Here is a 23,982-nt window from a genome sequence, read left to right on the forward strand (position 1 = left end):
TCTATGAGATTGGTATAGAATGTAATTTCGAAATCATGAAATCAATGAAAACTGCTATATTGGAGCTTGATATCAAGTAGATAAAATGATGGATCAAGCAAAGAAATTTAATTTTGAAATACCTCCGGTTCTGGAGTCCGCCAGGTTACTACTCCGGGAATTGACGCCGGAAGATGCCCCGGCATTGTTTCATTTGAGAACTAATGAAGAAGTCATGAAATATGTGCCAAGAACAAAACCGGCCAATATAGAAGAAGTTTATGCCTTAATTGAGGAGATTAAGCAAGGAACGCTGAGAGCAGAAAACCTTGGTTGGGCCATCACTTTAATTGAAGCACCGGATGTACTGATTGGCTTTATCGGGTTTCCCCACTTTGACTTTCCCAATTTCCGCGCAGAAGTAGGTTATATGCTGGCCCCCGGGTTTTGGGCTAAAGGGATTGCCAGCGAAGCATTAGGAATGATAAATAAATTTGGTTTCGAGAAATTGGGCTTGCATTCTCTTTATGGGGTGGTTGATCCGGGTAATCTAGCCTCTGCTAAAGTTTTAGTTAAGCAAGGCTATCTTAAAGAAGCTCATTTTAAGGAGGATTTCTATTATGAAGGAAAATTCTTAGATAGTGTGATTTACAGTTTATTGAAATCTAATCAACATTGATCACATTCATGGTATGGAAAATATACTGCTTTCAGGAAAAGTAAAATGGAGTACGGAAGACGAAGTACTTAACCGGAACACCATGGACCAGGTTGGTGTTCATGTTTCTGGTGTTGGCCCTTTTCATTGCCATTCCGGCGAAATCACTTTAACAGAAAAGGCGATTTACATAGACGCTGATGTAGACCTCTCTTTCAATCTCGGAGATCTGGAGCAACTGTTCCTGGGTTTTGATGAAGTCTTCCCAAGAACATTGGTTAAAAACTTCGGAATGACCGCGCAGCCCCTACGTTTACAGGTTGGAGCAGGTGTTGGCTTCCTCTATCTTTTTATCGACTATAATATGATGAGTTTTACGAATAACAAGCTCTGGTTCAATGCGATCAAGTCCGTTTTAGCGGAAGTCGAATAATTGTCATATTGTTTTCCCAAATTGAAAATGCTGCGATATTTTTGATTGTTTTGCGTTATCATTTGCATTTAAGCCCCGATTTGAATAGTTTTAGAATCGCATTGCTAATTTAACACACTAGCATTGCTACGGTATTTAGTTACTTATTACACACAATGAAGCTCCAGAAATTATTCTTAACCATCATATTTACAGCCGTTACCACCATCGTTTTTGCGCAAACCAGCGCAGAACTGAAAAGGAATAAAGAAGCCATTCAAAGAGAAATTGAATTGTTGCAGAGAAACTTAAATGTAACTTCCAGCAATAAACGGTTGACTTTAGGGCAGATCAACGCGATGAATGCAAAGATTCGTCTGATGCAGAACAAAATTTCGGTGATCAATTCAGAAGTGAAAAATCTGGACAACCAGATTCATGAGAATAGTAATGAAGTGCGTACCTTAAAAGGGCAACTCGGCCAGTTAAAGAAAGAATACGCGAGCATGATCCGCTTTGCGCAAAGAAATCAGAACGCGTATGAAAAGATGATGTTCGTCTTTGCTGCTGATGGCTTCAATCAGGCTTATAAAAGGATTAAATACCTGCAGCAATTTGGTCAGTATCGCAAGAAACAAGCAGATTACCTACAGGGGACCCAGAAAAACATAGAGTATAAAATCGGTGTGCTGGATAAGAATCTGAAAGAAAAAAGCACCCTGCTAACTGAACAGGAGCACGAAAAGGTGAAGTTGAGCAAAAACAAATCCGAGCAATCGGTGGTGTTAAACCAAATCAGCCGACAAGAAAAGCAATTCAAGCAAGACCTGGCATCCAGAAAAAGAAAACAAGCTGATATTGACCGTGCCATTAGAAACGCGATTCAGAAGGAGATCGAACTCGCCAGAAGAAAAGCGGAAGAAGAAGAACGTTTGGCTAATCAAAAAGCCATTGCGGAAGGCAGACCGGTTGCTGCAGTAAAAGAGAAGACCAATTCCAGCTACCTGACCGCTTCCCCGGAAAATGCAAAGCTTTCTGCGGGTTTTGAAAATAACAGAGGGCGATTGCCGTGGCCAGTAGCTCAGTATTCTATTGTAGAGCGTTTTGGTGCCCATACCGAAGGCCAGGCCAGCTATAACAACGATGGTATCAATATCCTGACGGAGAACGGTGCTGCGGTAAAAGCAGTCTTTGAAGGCAAGGTTTTGTTCGTTAGAGAGTTGTATGGAACTTATATCGTGGCTTTAATCCATGGCGATTATTTCACCATTTACCAGAATCTGAAATCAGTAACAGTGGCCAGAGGCGATAAAGTAGAAACCAAACAAACCCTTGGTGTAGTCGCTTCAAAAGAAGACGGACCAGTGCTTCACTTTGAAATTATGAGAGGTCAGAATAAACTTAACCCAGAGGCCTGGATCGCAAAGTAATCCCTTAACTTTTCCGGAATTTTCATTTAGATGTCATAACATCTACCATTGCTATCCATGCTGACTAAAACAGTGTGGATAGTCAGATGTTAGCTATATATTTGTTCCTGCTCTCAGAACTTAGTCTATTTAGCATCAAATAAGTTAACCGGAATCGTGCACATACCATACCTATATTCAGCAGGCCAAAAACCTGTTGTCATCACCTTAAAAACCTCATTTTTAGCGCAAAGAAACGCGATGTTGGTTTTTATGAAGCCAATCAGTCTATTGGTTTTAGCGCTCATCTTACTTTTTTCTAACGCCGCTCATGCCCAGCAAATATTGCTGACTGGTACCGTTACCGATGGGAGTACAAAAGAAACCCTTCCTTATGTTTCTTTTTTTATTGCAGGGACTACCACCGGTGGTAAAACCGATGCAGATGGTAAATTTAGCATTAGCCTGAACGGGCCGGGCAATATCCTGAAATTTAGTTATGTAGGTTATAAATCCCAGACTAAGTCCATTAAAGCCGGAGGCAATCAGGTGATCAATGTACAGTTGATGCCAGATGCCATGCTGATGAATGAAGTGGTGATTTCCGCAGGAAAAAAGCCCAGATACCGGAATAAAGAAAACCCGGCAGTAGAGCTGATCAGGAAAGTGATCGCCAACAAGGCTAAAAATAAAATGGAAAACTACAACTTCGTAGAATACCAGAAATATGAACTCATGAAGTTCTCTTTAAGTAATCTATCGGATAAGTTTAAGAACAAAAGGATCTTCCGGAATTACCAGTTCCTGTTCCAGGAACAAGATTCTACACAGATTGGTGGCAAGAACTTCCTGCCTGTTTTTCAGGAAGAAAAGCTGAGTGATATCTATTTCAAAAAGAACCCTGAAAAGACTAAAACAGTGGTTATTGCAGATAAGAGAGTCAATTTTGACGAGAGTTTTATTGATAACAAAGGTCTGACGGCTTATTTTGACCGTATGTATCAGGATGTCAATATCTATGACAACAATATCAATGTCGTGAGTAATCAACTGTTAAGCCCGATTTCGGATTCTGCTCCGGCTTTCTATAAATTTTTCATTACTGATACGATTAAGAACCACAATCCACAATTGGTGGAGCTTGCTTTTACACCCCGTAACAAGTCTGATTTGTTGTTTGAAGGAAAGTTATATGTGACTTTAGATGGTAATTATGCCATCCAAAATGCTTACCTGACGGTGAATAAAGACATTAATCTGAATTTTGTCAGGGCATTAGAGGTTAAACTTGATTTTGAGCAGAACCCGGATCAACGGTATCATTTGAGTAAAAGTAACCTGATTGTTGATTTTGGACTGAGCAAGAAGAGTGGGGGAGGTTTTACAGGAGAACGAACGGTTGTTGTTAAAGACTTTAAAGCCAATGTACCTCGTCCGGATACCGTTTATAAAGCAGGTGGACCATTAGTAGTGGTGCCTGATGCCAGCAAAAAATCAGAGGAGTTCTGGCTGAAAAACCGCCCGGAGCCGCTAAGTGGTGGTGGTATCAAGATATATGGAAACATTGATTCTTTGCAAACCATCCCTTCTTTTAAGCGTACTATGGATATCGTAACCCTGTTCTTTGCAGGGTACAAAGATTTTGGCCCATTTGAAATGGGACCGGTCAATACATTTTACAGCTTTAATGGGGTCGAAGGATTTCGTCTTCGCCTTGGCGGAAGAACCACACCAGCTTTAAGCAAGCGCTATTATTTTGAAACTTATGCAGCTTACGGCTTTAAAGATGAGAAATGGAAGTACTTCCTGAGCGGTACCTATTCTTTAAATAATAAATCTATCTACGCTTTCCCTCAGAACTATATCAGGGCAAGCTTTCAAAGAGATACCAAGATCCCCGGACAAGAACTTCAGTTTGTGCAGGAAGATAATTTTCTTCTTTCTTTCAAAAGAGGGGAAAACAATATGATGCTCTACAATGATTTTTACAGGCTGGATTATGTGCATGAGTTTGAGAATCACTTCTCCTACACCTTAGGGATGCGCAAATGGAAACAGAGCCCGGCAGGATCATTGTACTTCAGTAACCTTACTGAAGGTGGTTTAATGAGCCGTACGGATCACATCAATACCACCGAGCTTAGTCTGGGTTTAAGGTATGCCCCAAATGAGAAGTTTTACCAGAGTAAAATATACCGCACGCCATTTATAGGCCCTGATCCGGTATTCAATTTCCGCTATACTGCCGGAATTAAAGGCGTCTTAGGTGGGGAGTATAATTACCATAATTTTATGGGAAGTATTGATAAACGTGTTTATCTGAGTCAGCTGGGTTATACTGATGTGACGCTAGAGGCTGCTTACATCGTCGGTAAGGTCCCTTTTCCATTGTTGGCGATCCATAGGGCCAATCAGTCTTATGCGTATCAGCTGAACTCTTATAACCTGATGAACTTCATGGAGTTTGTGAGTGATCACTATGCCAGCATTAATTTAGACCATAATTTCAATGGTTTCTTCTTCAATAAAATTCCATTGTTAAAGAAACTCAAACTAAGAGAAGTGATGTCCTTTAAAGCCTTGTATGGCGGTTTGAGGAAGGAAAACAATCCGGATTTAAACCCGGAAGCGATGCAATTTGTACGTAATGTAAATGGACAACCGATCACCTATTCTCTCAATAAGGAGCCTTATATGGAAGGTAGTGTAGGCGTTGGAAATATATTTAAAGTACTGCGGGTAGATGCAGTCAAAAGATTCAGCTACCTCAATAACCCGGATGTTTCGAGCTGGGGTATCCGTGCCAGAGTGAAATTTGATTTCTAAGTTCAGTTAATCATTTGATTAAATGAGGTGGGGTTTTCTATCTTTGTGAAAGGTTAAGGAGAATACTCAATAGAGATATGGCAGAGAAAGAAACGTTAGGGCTAACTACTGAAGAAAAGATTAAGGAAGCAGCTACTAAAATATTTATAGAGAAAGGTTTTGCGGCTACCAGAACCCGTGATATTGCAGCAGAAGCAGGAATTAACCTCGCCCTGTTGAATTATTATTTCAGAAGTAAAGAGCGGTTGTTTGAGGTGGTGATGACGGAGAGCCTCCAGCTGTTTTTAGTTGGATTAGAAGAGATTCTGAACGATGTAAACACGGTGCTTAAAGACAAGATTTCGGGGATCGCCGTCCATTATGTAGACCTGTTAAAACAACATCCGGATCTTCCTTTATTCATCCTGACGGAGATGAGAGCTAATCCATCCAGGCTCGATGAGCATGTGGCGGTAAAGGAAATGCTCAGCCAATCAAACTTCTACAAACAATTGGAAGCAACTACTCAAAAGAAAGTAGATCCGATGCATTTTATCATGAACATGCTTGGTGTTCTTGTTTTTCCTTTTATAGCAGGCCCCGTTTTAAGCAGGGCAGATGAGCAGGGTAAAGCCGAATTTGATCAGCTGATGGAAGAACGTAAACACTGGATCCCGATCTGGATGGAAGCCATGCTGAAAACCTTATCTAACTAACAATCTCAGTTAATCATCTGATTAAAACAAAATATTAACCTTATGATATAGTATTTATATTCAGTTGTTTATGATTCTAATGATAATGCTATTGTTTATCCTAAATAAGGAGCAGGCGTCCTTCCCGATCCCGGGGAAATCCGCCCGGATGCCTGCTCAGATTTGTGTGTAAAATTGCTATTCCGGCAATTATTTTGACAATCAGCTGGATAAGTTCTTTTCAGAAATCTATAGCTTTGTGCCACCTTATTCCCCACAAACTTAATAACGGGTTTGCTTAATGGAATAAAATAATCGATACCATGACTTCTATGATTTTTAATAAAATAGGCCGCAATTGTTTAATGCTGTTTATTTTTTTGTGTACATTTTTAACAGTAAATGCTCAGACTGCCGACCGTAGTAATCCTTCTCCGGTCAAGTTTCCTACTCCAAAAGGAATCAAGAACCAACTGTTCTATTTGCAAAGAGATCCGAATAGCAATACCATCATTTATGAATTGAATGTAAATGCCAAAGGGGAGATCAATAAGTCTGAACCGGTACTGGTTTATTGGTTGCGTTATGACGACAATGGGGAGAAGAAAGATTTAAGCTATATCCAAAGGAAATTCGCCTATGGGATTCAAACCAAAGAAATAGGAAAAGATCAGTTTGAGATTCGTTTTGTATCTCATAAGAAGATTCCAATGTACTTGATGCAATCCAAAGAAGATCAAAAGTTTCATGTATATGTAACGGTGAATAACAAGAAAATTGAATTGTCTAAGATCTTTGTCAGGATCGAAGGGGGCTCTTTCTGGTTGCCTAATGTGAAATACGTAGAACTTAGCGGAATCAATACAGCTACCGATACACCGGTTGTGGAAAGAATCAAGGTTTAAGTCCTAAACCATCTATAGCAACAAGCGATCTACCGATGTTTTCCCTCTATTTACCGACGGTATAGGGGGACACAAGCCAGATCGCTTGATCTGCATTGCCCTGCGCCCTAGTTTTGAAGAAAAAAACAATTATGGAAACGCAAGTGAAAACAAACAAACTAAACTTTCATATCGTTGCAGGATCAGGTATCCTGGCGATAGGACTACTGATGATCCTCGATAATCTGGGACTGGAATTTCCGGGCTGGCTCCTGTCATGGCATACCATTTTGCTTGGGGTAGGATTATGGCTGGGCTACCGTAAAAACTTCAAAGTTTCCGGCTGGCTGATCATGGTCATCATCGGAGCGATTTATACCATAGGCGACCTGTCGTTCTTCGACCTTTCGGGAGTTAAGGGGGCATTGGTACTTATCGGACTAGGTGTTTATATGCTTTTGAAACCTGTAGGTGCTAAGTATGCCGGTGAGGACAAGAAAACCAGTGCTTTTTAGCCCCTTCTAAGTTTGAATTACATAAGATAGGTTTAAACAAACTGTAAAACAGGTATTTAGTGTAGTGTATAACCGTATAAAAACGGGTATCAAGGGCGGTAAATTGTTGTAGATTTATAAAAAAAGATTCTCATGGTAAATTTGCAACATCAAGATAGACCGGAAAGTTATCCCATTTTACAGATCCGGCCGCCCAGAATAATCATTGTCGATAATGATGATGTCTTTTGTAAAGAAATCTCCCGCACTTTTGGGAAATTAGGTTTTAATTATAGAATCTATCAGCATATAGATGATATTATGCCCATGGCGAATGAGTTTGATCCCGATTTAGTGATGATGGAGTACCTGTTGCCTTCTTTAGCCGGAGGCGAGCTTTGTACTCAGCTCAGGAAAAAGAGATATACCGCTGAAATCCCGGTTATCCTATATTCTAGCTTTCCCGGAAAGCTATTGCCGCTGGGTGCTTATGGCTGTGATGCCTACTTACAGAAACCTTTTGCCATGCATTCGCTTTTGAGGCTCGTGAATGGCTTGTTGAAGAACTATAGTCTATTGAGGCAACACAGCCCGACCCTTCCTTCTGGTTCTAACCTGAATTGAAGCCAGAGCTGCGCAGGTTAATCGGTTCTACGGCTTTCTACTACATACGTAAAGCTGTTTGCCTTGTAATACCCCAGGTTGTATTCCAAAGGACGTTCCGATCGGTCATAAACGAACCTTTTGCGCAGTAAGATGGGAGATCCAACTTCTGCTTCAAGCTTCGTTGCTGTAAATTTATCAGCAGCCATGGCCGAGATTTCCTCTTTAGACAGCTCCGCAATGGTATGGTAATCCTGCTCCAGAATTTCATAAAGGGGTCTTTTGAAGTCTTCTTCCCCTGTTAATCCGATTCTCGGATGAAAATAAGAGATGAAATACACAAAGGGATCATTCACTTTTCCCCTTAAACGCTCCATTTTAAGGATTTTCCTGTCGGTCTTGATATCGAAGAAATTAGCAATAAACTGATCCGGATATACCCAGCTGATGTGTAATTCGAAGTTTTTTACAGGGATGCCTCTTGCCGTCATTTCCTGAGAAAAACTCAGCCAGTTTTTAGATTTTGAACTGTATTTGCCGCTGGACACCTTAGTGCCTACGCCCTTTTTGCGGACTAAAAGTTCTTCATATACCAATTTGTTGATGGCCAAACGCAAGGTGGTGCGGGAGATGGCCAGCACTTTCGCCAGTTCCACCTCATTTGGTAACATCTTTCCATCCTGATACTCCTGCTGCTTGATGAGATCTCTCAATAGCTGTTCTGCCTGAATATGCAGTGGAATAGGGCTTTTGTGGTCTATTTTAAAACTCATGTATATACGTGTATATCGTGCCATACAAACTTAGAAAAAAATGTATGGAACTGCAATCTATGCTTTATTAGGCATAAGCTCCTCATTTAATGAAGTTTACTAGCTCTTAAAGAGCTAAAATACCGCTGTTATGTGCATACATGAACTGGCAGCTCTTCCTATTCTTTATTTTTCTATTACTTTTGCTTAGTATACCGCAATATGGTATCCATGAAAAGATCAAATCAACCCTTAAATATGAATTACTTTACTATTGGCGCTCTAATCCTAATCACGCTTGTCGCTGTACCTTATCTTTTCAGTGCTTTCCGGAAATTAAACAAGTACAATATGCCTTTTCTAAAGGCTTTTAACCCTTCCTGCAGTCCGGCCCAATATGAAGCTGAAATGCTGAAAAAGAGTATGAGCCCGGTGACCCTGGAAATGGAAAGTCAGCAAATGGCTGGTTTCATCAATCACTGGACCGCAAAATTTGAAAATAAACAACTGAATGTAACAGATGTGATCCTGTTAAACGAGCAATTGGCCGTTGGAAATACGCAACAGGTAAACGGAATCCTTGCCTTGCATCCCGATGCATTAAATATGTATAATGAAATCAATAAAGGGATAACTGCGATAGAAAACGAGAAAATAGCTGTTCAAACGCAGGCTTTAGCTAGCCCGGCAACAGTAGATTAGCAGGAAAGGGCTTCTGTTTACTAGTCTTTTCCGCATTCATTCGGCCTTTTAGTTTGTTTTTCAACTAAGGGTGGGTATATTTGCGCTCTGGAATTTATAGCGTCCAGAGCTGTGTGGATCTAAAAATCTTATCCAATTCACCTTAACTTACAATTGATAGATGCTTAAACCCTCAGAATTTTTCATACAACATATCGGACAAGAGATGAGCAGATCTTTGTCGCCGGTACTGAACTGGTTAAAACCAACCATTCTGGCTGTAGAAAAAGGAAAGCTGGTATTGCAGCACAAGGTGAGGAAGGAAATGACCAATCCAATGGGAATCTTACATGGCGGAATAACAGCTGCCATTATTGATGATGCCATCGGTGCTACGCTGTTTGCCTATGATGAACCGCATTACTATGTAACGATCAACCTGGTGGTAGATTATTTCGCCAGTGCGAAAGAAGAAGACCTGATCATTGCAGAAACAATTATGGTGAAGAAAGGCCGGCAAATTGCCAATGTAACCTGCGAAGTCTGGAATGAAAACAGAACGCGGCTTATTGCCAAAGGCTATAGTAATCTGTTACGGACGGAAAGAAGAAAACCGGAAGAAATACAGATTGTTAAATAAAGTATAGAAGATATAATGGCTGTTAGCCACAAACAATATTAAATAAAATAAAAAATAGGATGAAAAGAGTAGTCGTAACCGGAATGGGCGTTATTAGTCCATTAGGAAATTCTGTAGATGAATTGTGGAAGAATATCCTGGCGGGTAAGAGTGGAGTAGGACCAATCACAAAGTTTGATACTACCAAATTTAAAACTCATTTTGCCTGTGAGGTCAAAGACTTTAACGCAGAAGATTACCTGGAGAAAAAAGAAGTCAGAAAGTATGATGTCTACACTCAGTATGCAATCGCAGCAAGTGACCAGGCTATTAAAGCTGCCGGACTAGATTTCTCGACCATGTCTGAAGAAGACCGTTGTGAAGTAGGTGTGATCTGGGCAACTGGAAATGGAGGAATCGGTACTTTTGAACAACAATTGAAAGAATATCACTCAGGTGATGGTACTCCAAGATTCAGCCCTTATTTTATTCCTAAAATGATTGTGGATATTGCGGCAGGAGTAATCTCTATCCGTAACAGCCTGCATGGACCTAATTATTGTACCGTTTCTGCTTGTGCATCTTCAAACACAGCGATTATCAGTGCTTTTGATACCATCAGATTAGGAAAAGCAAACATCATGATTGCAGGTGGTTCTGAAGCTGCGATCACAGATTCTTCTGTAGGCGGATTTAACGCTGCTCAGGCATTATCGAAAAGAAATGATGATCCGGAAACGGCTTCACGTCCATTCGACAAAAACAGAGATGGTTTTGTGATTGCGGAAGGTGCTGCGGCATTGATCCTGGAAGATTACGATTATGCGATCGCCAGAGGTGCTACTATTTATGGCGAGATGGTTGGTGGTGGTATGGCTGCTGATGCTTACCACTTAACAGGAACTCATCCTCAGGGATTAGGTGCTGTACAAGGAATGAAAAAAGCATTGGCTGATGCCGGAATTCAGGCAGAACAAATCGATTATATCAATGCACATGCAACCTCAACAGGTCTTGGTGATTTAAGCGAATTGATCGGTATTAAAAAAGTATTTAATGATGCTCCGGTATTAATTAGCGGAACAAAATCTATGACAGGTCACTTACTAGGTGCTGCAGGTGCGCTTGAAGCTGTAATCAGTGTCTTAGCTGCTCAATATGATATGGTTCCTGGTACTACCAATACAGAAACACTTGACGAGGCAATCCCTGAAGGATTACACATCGTTTTAGGTAAATCGGTAGCTAAGAAGATCAATTATGTAATGAACAATACCTTTGGTTTTGGTGGACATACGGCAACATCAATCTTCAAAAAATACGAAGGTTAATCTTATAAAATACACATTAAGGGGTAATTCTTACGGTGTGCTAATCAACAAAAAAAACGAGCGTAGCCAAAAGCTACGCTCGTTTTTTTTTGCCTTGATTTTTTCTTTAGTATTCCGGAAACTACTTTGCAGTTTCTGTAGCTGTAATCACATGGACTTCACGTTGTGGTGCAGGAATCCCAATGCTGTTTTTGTCCAGTTCTTCTTTGATCAATTGAAAGTTTCGGTGGTATACCGGCCAGAATTCCGTATTCTTTGCCCAGGCGCGGATGGTAAGACTGATAGAACTGTCGGCTAAAGCAGTGACCAAAACCTTTGGTGCCGGATCTTTAAGGATCTGCGAATCTGCTGCTAAAGCTTTTAAAATCGCTTCTCTGGCCACATTAACATCCGAATCGTAGGATACGCCAATCACGTATTCCATCATTCTGGTTTCATTATCGGTTAAATTATTGATCACCGCGTTGGCTAAAGGGCCGTTTGGAGCATATAATGTAGTTCCATTACCTGCCTGAAGCGTAGTGTATAGAATGTCAATTTTAAGAACCGTACCGCTTACGCCGTTGTTGGAGGATATCGAATGCCCAACTTTAAAGGGCTTAAACAACAGAATCAGCACGCCTCCGGCAAAATTAGACAGACTGCCTTGTAAGGCTAAGCCAACAGCTAAACCTGCGGCGCCTAATACGGCAACGAAAGAGGTGGTTTGGATGCCTAATGTGGAAGCAACAGTTAGCAATAACAGGATGTAAAGTACTGCTTTGATCACGCTCAACAGAAAGGCCGACAAGGAGATGTCAATTTTTCCTTTGGTAAAGCGGTTTGTTAAAAAGCGGATCAGGAATTTAATCAGCCATAAGCCGACAAGTAAAGTAACGATCGCCATTAAAAAGGAGGGTAGACGACCAATTAAGTTCATGAGTAACTGATCCAGTGTGAATTCAATTTTAGACATATTATTGTTTTTTCTTGTGTTTGGATGGTAGGCACATTTATGATGCCATCAATCCTTTGGATTTTTGTAATTTTGAAATTTAAGCCTAAATTAAGGCATTAACCCACAGAATTGCTACAGAATTGAGCGGTAGTTTTGGAAAAGAACGTATAATGATGTTGAGATTAAAGTGTAGCCTGTTGTTAATGTTGTGTTTTTCGCTGATCAGCAAAGGTCAACGTGCCGATTCCCTGGCAAACCCAAATAAAGTTAAAATCGCCCCTTTTATTATACCAGCTGTATTTATAGGATACGGCCTGATGGCAAAAGGCGATAATTTTATCAGAGATATAGACCGCACTACCCAGGCAGAATTGCAGGAAGATCATCCCTTTTTCTCGAAACGTGCTGACGATTTTATGCGTTATGTGCCGGCATTGGCGGTTTACGGACTAAACCTGGCAGGGGTAAAGGGTAGAAACAGCTATCTTGATGCCACAGGTAATTATGTGGTGTCTATGGGAATCATGACTGCTGCGGTGGCTTTAGCTAAAAAACAATCCCACAGACTCCGCCCCGATGGTAGTGGTTATGATTCTTTTCCTTCCGGCCATGCGGCGACTTCTTTTCTGGCTGCCGAATTCTTGAAACAGGAATATAAAGACGTTTCTCCATGGATTGGTTATGCAGGTTATGCTGTGGCTACCACCACCGGAATTTTCAGACTCTATAACAATAAACATTGGGTAAGTGATGTGGTTGCAGGTGCCGGTGTAGGTATTTTGTCCGCTAAACTGGGTTATCTGGTTTATCCCCAGTTAAAAAGGCTGATCATGGGCAGAAAGCAAAATAACTTTAACCTGATGCCAGCGTATCAGCAGGGAGCTGTTGGCTTTTCGATGTCGGGAACTTTTTAGACTACAACTCAGCTTCAGAATTCTTAGAAACCGGCTACAGAATTCCTACAAATTGCCTACAGAATTACTACATATTTGAGTGTTAGCTTTAGTTAAAATTCAAATCATGAAAAAGCTTAACTGCCTGTTTATCGCACTTTGTTTACCTGGATTTTTATATGCCCAGGTTCAATCCCCGGATTCTTTAGCGATAAAGAATACAAATCCATTACAGGTAAAAGCTTTGATTATTCCGGCGGTGATGCTTACCTATGGCGCGCTGTCTTTTGGTAACAACCCAATCAGGGATTTAGACCTGACTACCAAAGCGGAACTTCAGGAAGATCACCCGCTATTTGCCGCACACCTCGACAATTACACCCAATTTGCTCCGGCATTGGCCGTTTATGCTTTAAACCTGGCGGGGATAAAAGGAAAAAACAGTCTGGTAGATGCAACAGGGATTTATGTATTGTCTACAGCCATTATGGGTGGTAGCGTTTCGCTGCTAAAGAAAACTTCCCATCGCATGAGACCTGATGGAAGCGGTTTTAATTCCTTTCCTTCCGGACATACGGCTACCGCTTTTGCAGCAGCAGAGTTTTTAAATCAGGAATATAAAGACGTTTCTCCCTGGTATGGCTATGCCGGTTATGCAGTAGCAACGGCCACAGGAACTTTGAGGATGTACAACAATAAACACTGGCTGAGTGATGTAGTCGCTGGTGCCGGGATAGGTATCCTTTCCACTAAAATCGCGTATTATCTTTATCCTCATGTCAAGAAACTCCTCATCGGAAAGCAAACCCTGAGTTATAGTATGGTGCCGGTTTATCAGGATAAATCCCTTGGACTTTCTTTCCATGGCACGTTTTAAAAACATAATCTTTATGCTGCTGGCTATTTCCCCCCTTTTCGGGGAAGGGCAAGTTACGCAAATTAAAGACCTCGACTTTTTTATCCGTCAGGGTCTAAACTCCAGTCCGGTGTTAAATGACTATAAAAATCGGCAAATCAGTAACCGGATCGATAGTCTGCGCTGGAGGGCTGGCTATCGTCCGCAGCTAACCGCGAGTTCCGCAGGAACGTATGCACCGGTAATTAAGGGCTATGGATATGATCAGGCACTAACTAACGGGCAATCTCTGGAAGCCCTGCTGACCCTAAATTATACCCTGGTAGGGAAAGATAGAATCAACCAACAACTCGAACAAACTAAAATTCATAGGGATTCCCTGAATTTTGCCGCCACTTGGTCTGTTCTGGATTTAAAGAAAAACATCACAGATCAATACTTAAATACCTATGCCAGTCAGGAACAAATGGTGTTTAATGCCACGGTTTATGAACTGCTGAAAAAAGAAGAACTAATCCTAAAAAAACTGACCAGGGCAAATACCTATAAACAATCAGAATACCTCACTTTTTTAGTCACCTTACAGCAACAACAGTTAGCATGGAAACAGGCTGAAATGCAGTTTAAGAACGATTACTCCCTGCTAAATTATCTTTGTGGCCTAACAGATACGGTGGTCAATAAAATAAAGGTACCAGAGATGGCTGCTTCAGCTGCGGTGAACCACGAGTTTTTTACCACCCGCTATAAACTGGATAGCCTCAAAACAGAAAATGATAAAAGAGGCGTATCGCTTAATTACCGGCCTAAAGCCAGTGTGTATGTAAATGGCGGATATAATTCTTCCTTTTTGCTCCAGCCTTATCGGAATTTTGGAACGAGCGCAGGATTTATGGTTTCCATCCCGATTTATGATGGTCATCAGAAAGCGATGCAAGTGCGTCAGCTGAATATCCAACAAGAAAGCGGGGCTGCTTACAAAGCATTTTTTGCAAGGCAGCAACAGCAACAGCTGGATTTATTGCAACAGCAGATTCGGGAGAACGAGAATCTGTATCCCCAAATCAACGAACAAATTCGCTTTGCCAAAAGCCTGATGGAAGTAGATAGCCAGCTCTTGCGTACCGGCGATCTTCGGATTGCAGACTATATCATCGCCATTAATAATTATCTGGCAGCAAAGAATCTATTGCGCCAAACCCATATCAATGGCTTTAAGCTGATCAATCAATTCAATTATTGGAACAGATAATATGAAGAACGCGTTAAAAGTGACAATTGCTTTAGGGCTCTGTTTATTGTGGAGCGCTTGTGGCGGAACTCCGGCAAAAGATGCAGCTCCGGATTTGCAGACACCGGTGGAAGTAACCCTGGCTGGTCATGGCGATATGGCAACTTATGTAGATTTAAATGCCAGGTCAAGCTATCTGGAAAAAAGTTATATCAAGGCAAGTATCAATGGGTACCTGCGAAATGTGAATATTAAAATGGGGGATGCTGTCAATAGTGGCCGGGTGTTATTTAGCCTGGTCACTAAAGAAGCGGAGGCCATCGGAAATTCGATTAACCGGCTGGACCCTGCATTTAAATTCTCCGGAACTTCCAATATCAGAGCTTCGCAAACCGGTTTTATCACCATGGTTAATCACCAAAAAGGAGATTACGTAACCGAAGGTGAAACGCTTGCGGTATTGAGTAATAAAAGCAGTTTGGTGTTTCTACTGGATGTTCCCTACGCGATGCGGCAAAATGTAGTCAATAATGCAGCGGTAGTCCTCACTTTACCTGATGGAGCAAAGCTAACCGGGACGATCGGTTCTGCCCTCGCTACGGTAGATTCTGTAGCGCAAACCCAGCGTTTTATGATTCGTGTGGCTCCTGCTTATGCCATTCCGGAAAATCTGGTGGCAGTAGCCAGGCTGGTCAGTTTGTCGCACCCCAATGCGGTAACCTTACCCAAAGCAGCGGTGCTGAGTAATGAAACCGAGGACGAGTTCTGGGTAATGAAGTTACGTAATGATTCCACTGCGGTCAGGGTGGTCGTTAAAAAAGGAATAGACGACGGGAAGCAGGTAGAGATCTTATCCCCATTGTTTGTTTCAAATGATCGGTTTGTAGTTGCTGGTAATTACGGACTTCCGGATACGGCGAAAGTTAAAATCAAGAAATAGCTATGAATAATTTCTTCATTTCTCATAAGAAACCATTGATCGCGGTTTTACTGCTGATTTTGGTGGCTGGCGTTTTTTCCTATACGCGGATAAAAACAGCCTTATTTCCGGAGATCACTTTCCCTAAGATAAAAATCATTGCAGAAGGGGAGTTGCAACCGGTCAACCAGATGTTGTTAACGGTAACACGGCCACTGGAAAACGTAGTGAAACAAGTGCCGGATTTAAAGCTGATCCGTAGTGTAACCAGCAGAGGAAGCTGCGAAATATCGGCTTACATGAATTGGAATGCCAATATCGACCTCAGTCAGCAAAGGATAGAATCGCAGATTGCTAAAATTAAAAACAGCCTTCCTGCCGGATTGAACCTCACAATAGAGAAAATGAATCCCGCAATTCTTCCGGTAAGCGGCTATACCCTGGAGAGTGCTACCAAGTCTCCTGTTGAACTCAAACAACTCGCTGATTATACCATCAAGCCGTTTTTAATGCAGGTAGAAGGCGTGTCGGAGATCCGGATTATTGGCGGAAAAACAAAAGAATACCGGGTAAGGCTGGATAATTCAAAGCTGACTGCCCTGGCGATTACACCGGATCAGATCGCGAATGCGATGGCCCAAACCAACTTTGTGAAAGCTAATGGTTATGTAGCGGATTTCAACTACTTATACTTGTCGGTTACGGATGCCACCCTGAAAACAAAGGCAGATCTCGAAAACCTGATCGTCAGTAAAAAGAACAATAGAGCGGTTCGGTTGAAAGACCTGGCGGAGGTAAATCCGGAAGAAGCAATTGAATACACCCGGGTAAATGCGAATGGTAAACCGGGGATTTTGATCGCCGTAATCAAGCAACCGAATGCTAATCTGGTAGACCTTTCCGGTCAAATGGAACAAAAGGTGGCTACTTTGAGGAAGATGCTGCCTCAGGGAGTCAGCATAAAACCATACTACCTGCAGGCAGATTTCGTAAACCGCGCGGTAAAAAGTGTTACCGACAGCCTTTGGGTAGGTTTACTGCTGGCAATAGTGGTTGCCATTATCTTTCTGCGGGCCCTGAAACCCTGTCTCAGCATCTTATTTACCATTCCGGTTACCCTGGGTTTAACTTTAATCTGCCTCTATGCCATCGGTTATTCGTTCAATATCATGACTTTAGGTGCCATAGCAGCGGCTATCGGCTTGATTATCGATGATGCTATTGTGGTAGTAGAGCAGATTCACCGGACACAGGAAGAGCATCCGGGTGAACCAGCCGCCATCCTGGTCAAAAAGGCAATAACCTATCTTTTTCCTGCGATGCTGGGTTCTTCTATTAGTACCATTGTGATTTTTATTCCCTTTGCATTGATGACAGGTGTTGCCGGTTCCTACTTTCAGGTGATGACCAATACGATGGTGATCACCTTGATCTGTTCTTTCTTTGTCACCTGGATTGGCTTGCCCGTCATTTACCTGATGCTCACAAAAAGAGAAGGTCTGGTTGAAAAGGATCTGGTTCCGAAAGATGTAAGGTTGGAAACCCCAAAAAGCGCTGCCTGGATTACCTTTTTTATCAGGAGATCGGATTTGAGTTTTGGCTTTATAGCCTTTTTGGTATTGCTGATGGTGTTTTTGTTTCCCCGTTTAGAAACAGGTTTTCTGCCAGAAATGGATGAAGGGAGCATTGTGCTCGATTATAAAACTCCGGCAGGTACTTCTTTAGCAGAAACAGATCGTATCCTGACCGAAGTAGAGCGGATGATAGTTAAAATCCCTGAAGTAGAAACTTATTCCAGGCGTACCGGAACGCAGATGGGCTTTTTTATTACCGCGCCTAATACCGGAGATTACCTGATCCAGCTAAAACAAGATCGTAACCGGAGTACCAATGAGGTTATTGATGAGATCAGGAGTAAAATAGAGCAGAGTCAACCCGCTTTAACTGTAGATTTCGGACAGGTGATTGGTGATATGCTGGGAGATTTGATGAGTGCAACACAGCCCATCGAACTTAAGATATTCGGTTCCAATCAGCAGGTGCTGCAACAGCTTTCAAAAAAGGTAGCGGAGGTCGTGTCTAAGGTTAAAGGTACTGCGGATGTGTTTGATGGAATCGTGATTGCCGGGCCTGCTGTAGACATCATTCCGGATTATGCCGCGCTGGCGCAATATGGTATTTCTCCAGCCGCATTTCAGTTACAGGTTCAAACTGCCCTCGAAGGGAGCGTGATTGGCAATATATATGGTTTACAGCAGTTGTATCCGATCCGGATGGTGTCTTTTCAGGGAAAAAGTCCGGATATGACCTCGCTGAGTCAAATGAACATCTTGCTGGATAATGGAAAGACAATTCCGATCCGGATGCTGGCGAAGGTGCAGCTCAAAACCGGGGAGGCAGAGGTGGAAAGAGAAAATTTACAGTCTATCGGCTTGATCTCCGCAAGGTTGGATCAACGGGATCTGGGGGCAGTGATGGGCGATATTCAACAAGATGTCGCTGCAAAAGTGAAAATCCCGGCGGGTTATTACATCACCTATGGAGGTGCTTATGCGGAGCAGCAACAATCATTTAAAGAGCTGTTTATGATCTTAATGCTTTCGGCTTTGCTGGTATTCAGTGTGATTCTGTTTGTTTTTAAAGAGTTTAAAATTGCCTTTATCATTTTACTGATTGCCATCCTGGGTGTGTCCGGAAGTTGTTTAGCCTTGTTTATCACCCATACAGCATTAAATGTTGGAAGTTATACCGGAATGATTATGATGGTGGGGATTGTTGCCGAAAACGCGATTTTCACTTTCCTGCAGTTTAAAGATTCGCGGAGTACAAAGGGCTTGGATGAGGCTTTAGTGTATGCAATTTCTACCCGATTGAGACCAAAACTCATGACTGCATTAGGAGCAATTCTCGCTTTAAGTCCATTGGCATTAGGTATAGGAGCAGGGGCGCAGTTGCACCAGCCTTTAGCAATTTCGATTATTGGTGGGTTTTTGATGGCAATGCCTTTGTTGCTTCTGGTATTGCCTGCTTTGATTAGAAAATGTTATCAATAGCAAGAGGGGAAAAGTTAAGGGGCCGAACTTCCCGGAACGGGCCCCTTTTTATCGACATCCATCGAATAGAATAAATTATTCTCAAATATATATTCCTGGCTAATATAAAAAAATGATCTTTATCACAATTATTGTTTTTTTAGCAAAAAGTTGTTAATAGTTACTGATTTACAGATTATTGCGGTTTTGTTTCTGTTGCCGGATTTTTCAATTCCTTGCGGATTCTTTCCCTCCATATCTCCCTTAGGCCAAATCTAAAAAAAAACTTCTTTCTTTTGTTTTTATTCCATGAGTTTAATTGTGTATGGATAACTAATTTGTTTATGTCTTTTAAAGAATTGAATATTTCCTGCTATTTTTTATGTTTATTCATTTTTTGGATAAAAGATGTTTTTCTTAGCGCTTTTCAAAGTAGGATTCTCTTTTTGTAATCTCTGGCATTTGGCTTTATTTATTTAATCTGTGTATTATATTCCCCATTATGGGGAATTAATGACTTCTTTCTCTCGTTTTTGTAATTTATGTTTCTGTGTTTTTTGTCTTTTATAGTTAATTTATGTCTCCTGTGTAGTTTAAATATTGTATTAGGATTAAATTACTTTTTTGGCCCGGTTTTTATTAAAAAGATCAAATTATTGTACTCTTCATAGGAATATTATCAAAATTCTAATTATTTTGGTAGCGATAAATAGAGTTAATCTTTAAGAAAATAATAGCCGGCTGATCATCTTCTGTGAAAGAAGCTTACTAAAAGAACTGATCTCGCTTTTCAAACCTCCTTAAAGGACATAGCTCTATCTCATTTTGTATGATGCTAGAAACGCTCCGACGTCTGTCTTTTTTACTAATAAACAAATTATGCTGCCTGGCTGTACTTTGCTTATTGGTCAACTTACCGAATGTTTATGCAGAGGGAAGTAAAGATTTATATCCTGCTAAAGCAGCTGGAAACCGCGCGTTTTTAAACTGTAATTCTAATAATTTATCTAACGAAGCATGGCCATTTAAAACCGCTGGAACTCATTACGTGTATGCTAAGGCCGGAGAAACCATCGCAATGGCCTCCAGTGCACATGGAATTAATAAAGGGCAGATTCTGATTACTTCACCGACAGGGGTTCTGAGTCGCTCAAATGTTTCACTCCCTGATGGGAATATTCCTAACCGTAAAGGAGAGCTTGCCGGGCCCAAAAAAGGGTATAGTGATCCGGCCAATACTTACATCCCTTTTAAAGTAAACGTTACTGCAGCGACAGAAGGAATCTGGAAAGTTGAATTTCTTCCTCCGGCAGGAATTTCATCCCAGGATGGAACGGGTGTTGTAGATGTTTTGGCTGATAAAGATTGGACACAGCCTTACATCAATTCAAGGGGCACTGTTTTTGGTAATGTTGACCTGGTTGCCGCATGGGATATCTCTGTGTTGAACAATGATAAAGGAGAGTGGTTGAAAGGAAGGGTTTATGCGAACGTATTGAATCTTTATCTGGCTACTAATTTCAATGCGTCAAATGCTTATTACGCAACGCATTATGTGCTCACTAAAGATGGACGCGCTTATCGGGTACAAACCAATGGTAGTAACGGAGTAGGTTTTACTTTTTTCTCTAATAGCAATGGTTTTGCCGTAAATTCAGTCCCTACTTATAAAAGCTTAGATCAATCTACCCTTGCCGATATCCTTGCTTTTACCCATAATCCAACTTTGCCTGATAACGGAACCAATACCACCCATAAAATTTTCTATAACAAGCCTAATCCCGACTTGCCGGCTATAGCCAAAACCGCAGGCTATTCTGGCCCGGGAACCTGGTTAAAAAACGATGCCAAACTCCCTTTAATTTCAGAGCTTAAGGTTATTGGGGCGGAGGGTAGCCCCGGACTTGCAGGGAAAAATGGTGCAAATATCCAATTCAAATCCAGTACCATTGGTACCTATAGAATTACTATTCCGGTTACCACTGCTTTCGGACAGATTGCAAACCGGGTCATCATCGGCGTAGCTCAGGAAGGTCCCAACGTTGTTTTTTGGGATGGAAAAGACGCCAATGGAAATTACCTGTTGCCAACCAATCTGGTCAGCACCTTAAAGACCAAATTACAATCCGCCGAAGTGCATTTTCCTTATATAGATATGGAGATTAATCCAAACGGACTAATCATTGAACTAACGGATAACACAACCAATTATGAGATAGATATTAACGAAAAGGATGAATCAAAATATAGCGACAGAACTTATTGGGACGACAGTAAGGTTAACGGTGCCGGAGTTTACCCGGAAAGTTCCAGACCACATGAAAATGCGATAGATGGACTTCCAAGTACTACTGATGGACATAAATGGGGGGCTTATACGCAGAGTTCAACGAAGGTCTCGCCAGAAAACTCTGGTAGTGGTAGTTTTAGTTTTGGCAATAAAAAATCTATGGATACCTGGGCTTACATTCAGGGAAGTGAAAAGGACAATCCTATTGACCTGACGATAAAAGTTGCCGATCTGGAAGTTCTGAGCATTACCCCGAACCTCAGTACCTTCCTTTCCAATCAGCAGGTTACTTATACAGTTAGATTGAAAAACAATGGCCCCAGTGATGTACAGGGAGCCGTTTTTGCATTTATAAGTCCTAAGGGGTTTGAGATTGATCCTGGTGCTATTCAAAATATCATGATCAACGGAGTAGGAATGGTTAGAAATCCATTGGTCGAAAACGACAGGTTTACCGCAATGCTGGATATGAACAATCAGTCTGAGCTGGAATTTACAATTACAGGAAAGCTGAGTAGATCAGCTGTAATTACTGCAGAAGCCAGTATCCTTCGTCCGCCAGATGTAACTGATCCGGATGCGACCCATCCGAACCCTAATCCCGATGGTACGGCTCCCTCAAACCCACATCTGGAATGTAAGAATGGTACGAATGAGGAGAGTTGTAACAATATAAAATTCCATCATATCCAGATTGCTGACGTTTGTACCGGTGTCGCCATCAAGGATATTCCTTATGAAGGTGTTCATGCACCTGTGTCCCTGGTTGGGACTGTTAAAGGGCTTAAATTTGAAAAAGATGATGCTACTAATGCGATGCGCGTTAGCGGTAAACCAACAGAAACCGGAACTTTTACTCTGGGTACTGCAGGGAATAATAAAGATAAAACAACTTACCTGATTCATCTGCTGGCGCCGCCGGAAGTTACGCTTCCTGCTGCACTAACCGTTTGTAGTCTGGGTAGCATCTCGATTACTGCATCAGCTGAGGGCTTAGGTAATACCTTTAGATGGCAGTATAAGGATAGTAATAAGGATTGGCAATACTTTGTGGAAGGAAGCAATGTGGAGGGAGTAAATACCAGCATACTGACACTTAATAATGTGCCCTTGACTTCCGATAAACAAGAGATTAAGGTGGTTATGCTTACCGCTTTTGGATGTGAAGCGGTAGCCACCGGAATAATGCAGGTAGCAGAGAACCCAAAGACGGTAACGATTACCTCATCTCCCGTGAAATTCTGTGAAGGTAGTGCAGCCACATTGACTTCTTCTCATGAAAAAGGTAATCAGTGGTATAAAGATAATGTACTTATTAAAGATGAAACCAATAAGAAATTAGTTGTTTTTGAGTCCGGGATTTATTCTCTTGTAGTGACCAATGAATTTGGCTGTTCCGCTGCAGCAACTAATAAGATTACAATTACCGTAATGCCACCACCTGTAATATCAGAAATCATTGTGGAAGGCAATGTGATTTCCTGTTCTGGGGAAGAGGTCAGGTTATCTGTAACTACTAATGATCTTAACCTGACTTATCAATGGGTGGACGACAACGGTGATATAGAGGGGGAAACTAATAACTTCCTTTTGGTCACAAAAAGTGGTAGTTATTTAGTCAAAGCAATAAATCCAAAAGGCTGTGAAACGATGTCTTTTGCGGTTGATGTAATCATCAAACCCAGGGCTCTTGCCACAGATATCTTAGTAGGGAATAAGATAATATGTGTCGGAGAGAAAGTGACGCTAACCGCCGAAAGCACCATTAATGATCCGGTGTTTACCTGGTATAGCGATGCGCTTTTAAAAGATAAGATCCATGAAGGTCCGGCTTTCGAGGTCAACCCTGTAGCTACCACTGATTATTTTGTAACGCTGAGGAATGCTGATATTTGTGAGAATACCGTTGCTGATGCTAAAAAAGTAACCGTTACGGTAAATCCAATTCCAGACGCACCGGTTATTGGTGTAGATGAACTGGAATTCTGTGAGGGTAGTAGTATTCTATTGACTTCTTCTGTCGTTATTGGCAATCAGTGGTATAAAGATGGTCTGGCCATTCCCGGCGCAGATAAAGAAACTTATAACGCTACGAAGAGTGGCATTTATACCGTTAAGTTAACCTTGAATGCTTGCTCAAGTCCGGCCTCTGAACCTGTTGAATTAACCGCACACCCGATTCCTACGACTCCTGTGATTACCGCAATCCATAAAGAATTCTGCGAAGGTAGTAGTACCGTACTGACTTCATCTTCGGCTACCGGCAACCAGTGGTACAAAGAAGGATTGGCCATAGAAGGAGCAACTCAGGAAAGCTATATCGCTACCGAAAGCGGAAAGTATACTTTGGTCGTTACCTTAAATAACTGTGCGAGTCTGGTATCTGAGGCAGTGGTGCTCATCGCTCACCCGATTCCGACAACTCCTGTGATTACCGCAATCCATAAAGAATTCTGTGAAGGTAGCAACACGATACTGACTTCATCTTCGGCTACCGGCAAC

Annotated in this window: 18 protein-coding genes and 1 pseudogene; 17 read left to right on the plus strand and 2 right to left on the minus strand. The window is 41.6% G+C overall.

Going from position 1 to position 23,982, the window contains the following annotated elements:
- The first annotated feature begins 85 nt into the window (after nucleotides 1–85).
- The 8 genes from R2Q66_RS20195 (at nucleotide 86) to R2Q66_RS20230 (ending at nucleotide 7,960) form a co-directional block, all read left to right on the plus strand.
- Nucleotides 86–658, plus strand: a complete 573-nt coding sequence (locus R2Q66_RS20195; protein ID WP_316752516.1) for a GNAT family N-acetyltransferase — start codon at nucleotides 86–88, stop codon at nucleotides 656–658.
- 13 nt (nucleotides 659–671) lie between these two features.
- Entirely contained in the window at nucleotides 672–1,070 is a 399-nt protein-coding gene (locus tag R2Q66_RS20200; RefSeq protein ID WP_316752518.1) for a hypothetical protein, read from the plus strand.
- 155 nt (nucleotides 1,071–1,225) lie between these two features.
- On the plus strand, nucleotides 1,226–2,479 hold the full coding sequence (locus R2Q66_RS20205) for a murein hydrolase activator EnvC family protein (protein WP_316752520.1): 1,254 nt from the start codon (nucleotides 1,226–1,228) through the stop codon (nucleotides 2,477–2,479).
- A 252-nt stretch (nucleotides 2,480–2,731) separates the two neighbouring features.
- Nucleotides 2,732–5,284, plus strand: coding sequence for a DUF5686 and carboxypeptidase-like regulatory domain-containing protein (locus R2Q66_RS20210; protein ID WP_316752522.1), 2,553 nt, complete (start codon nucleotides 2,732–2,734; stop codon nucleotides 5,282–5,284).
- 77 nt (nucleotides 5,285–5,361) lie between these two features.
- Entirely contained in the window at nucleotides 5,362–5,979 is a 618-nt protein-coding gene (locus tag R2Q66_RS20215; protein ID WP_316752524.1) for a TetR/AcrR family transcriptional regulator, read from the plus strand.
- A 359-nt stretch (nucleotides 5,980–6,338) separates the two neighbouring features.
- Nucleotides 6,339–6,863, plus strand: coding sequence for a DUF4833 domain-containing protein (locus R2Q66_RS20220; RefSeq protein WP_316752525.1), 525 nt, complete (start codon nucleotides 6,339–6,341; stop codon nucleotides 6,861–6,863).
- Nucleotides 6,864–6,994: 131 nt separating this feature from the next.
- Nucleotides 6,995–7,357, plus strand: coding sequence for a LiaF transmembrane domain-containing protein (locus R2Q66_RS20225; protein ID WP_316752527.1), 363 nt, complete (start codon nucleotides 6,995–6,997; stop codon nucleotides 7,355–7,357).
- Between the two features lie 132 nt (nucleotides 7,358–7,489).
- Nucleotides 7,490–7,960 (plus strand): response regulator, encoded by a 471-nt coding sequence (locus R2Q66_RS20230; protein WP_316752529.1) that lies wholly within the window; start codon nucleotides 7,490–7,492, stop codon nucleotides 7,958–7,960.
- Nucleotides 7,961–7,977: 17 nt separating this feature from the next.
- Here R2Q66_RS20230 and R2Q66_RS20235 read toward each other — a convergent pair whose 3' ends face one another.
- Nucleotides 7,978–8,712 carry a GntR family transcriptional regulator gene (locus R2Q66_RS20235; protein WP_316752531.1) on the minus strand — a complete coding sequence of 245 codons (735 nt, stop codon included), beginning with the start codon at nucleotides 8,710–8,712 and terminating at the stop codon, nucleotides 7,978–7,980.
- 210 nt (nucleotides 8,713–8,922) lie between these two features.
- On the opposite strand from R2Q66_RS20235, the gene R2Q66_RS20240 reads away from it, so the two are divergent.
- The 3 genes from R2Q66_RS20240 to fabF all read left to right on the plus strand — a co-directional run bounded on the left by R2Q66_RS20240 (nucleotide 8,923) and on the right by fabF (nucleotide 11,322).
- Nucleotides 8,923–9,393 (plus strand): hypothetical protein, encoded by a 471-nt coding sequence (locus R2Q66_RS20240; RefSeq protein WP_316752534.1) that lies wholly within the window; start codon nucleotides 8,923–8,925, stop codon nucleotides 9,391–9,393.
- 160 nt (nucleotides 9,394–9,553) lie between these two features.
- Nucleotides 9,554–10,012 (plus strand): PaaI family thioesterase, encoded by a 459-nt coding sequence (locus R2Q66_RS20245; protein WP_316752537.1) that lies wholly within the window; start codon nucleotides 9,554–9,556, stop codon nucleotides 10,010–10,012.
- 59 nt (nucleotides 10,013–10,071) lie between these two features.
- Complete coding sequence (gene fabF / locus R2Q66_RS20250) at nucleotides 10,072–11,322, plus strand: beta-ketoacyl-ACP synthase II (RefSeq protein ID WP_316752540.1); 1,251 nt, start codon at nucleotides 10,072–10,074, stop codon at nucleotides 11,320–11,322.
- Between the two features lie 121 nt (nucleotides 11,323–11,443).
- Here fabF and R2Q66_RS20255 read toward each other — a convergent pair whose 3' ends face one another.
- A complete protein-coding gene (locus R2Q66_RS20255) occupies nucleotides 11,444–12,277 on the minus strand; it encodes a mechanosensitive ion channel family protein (RefSeq protein ID WP_316752542.1) in 834 nt (277 codons plus the stop codon).
- A 152-nt stretch (nucleotides 12,278–12,429) separates the two neighbouring features.
- Here R2Q66_RS20255 and R2Q66_RS20260 point away from each other — a divergent pair, with 152 nt between their 5' ends.
- The 6 genes and pseudogenes from R2Q66_RS20260 to R2Q66_RS20285 all read left to right on the plus strand — a co-directional run.
- Nucleotides 12,430–13,173: a phosphatase PAP2 family protein gene (locus R2Q66_RS20260; protein ID WP_316752545.1), complete on the plus strand. Its 744-nt coding sequence runs from the start codon at nucleotides 12,430–12,432 to the stop codon at nucleotides 13,171–13,173.
- 106 nt (nucleotides 13,174–13,279) lie between these two features.
- Nucleotides 13,280–14,029 (plus strand): phosphatase PAP2 family protein, encoded by a 750-nt coding sequence (locus R2Q66_RS20265; protein ID WP_316752546.1) that lies wholly within the window; start codon nucleotides 13,280–13,282, stop codon nucleotides 14,027–14,029.
- Nucleotides 14,016–15,260, plus strand: coding sequence for a TolC family protein (locus R2Q66_RS20270; protein ID WP_316752548.1), 1,245 nt, complete (start codon nucleotides 14,016–14,018; stop codon nucleotides 15,258–15,260). Before R2Q66_RS20265 ends, R2Q66_RS20270 begins: the two co-directional genes overlap by 14 nt.
- Before the next feature lies 1 nt (nucleotide 15,261).
- Nucleotides 15,262–16,179: an efflux RND transporter periplasmic adaptor subunit gene (locus tag R2Q66_RS20275; protein WP_316752550.1), complete on the plus strand. Its 918-nt coding sequence runs from the start codon at nucleotides 15,262–15,264 to the stop codon at nucleotides 16,177–16,179.
- 2 nt (nucleotides 16,180–16,181) lie between these two features.
- Nucleotides 16,182–19,211 carry an efflux RND transporter permease subunit gene (locus R2Q66_RS20280; protein ID WP_316752553.1) on the plus strand — a complete coding sequence of 1,010 codons (3,030 nt, stop codon included), beginning with the start codon at nucleotides 16,182–16,184 and terminating at the stop codon, nucleotides 19,209–19,211.
- A gap of 808 nt (nucleotides 19,212–20,019) precedes the next feature.
- A pseudogene (locus tag R2Q66_RS20285) lies at nucleotides 20,020–23,982 on the plus strand (hypothetical protein); the annotation flags it as partial.

This window comes from Pedobacter gandavensis, from assembly GCF_032677645.1.
Classification (GTDB): Bacteria; Bacteroidota; Bacteroidia; order Sphingobacteriales; family Sphingobacteriaceae; genus Pedobacter; species Pedobacter gandavensis_A.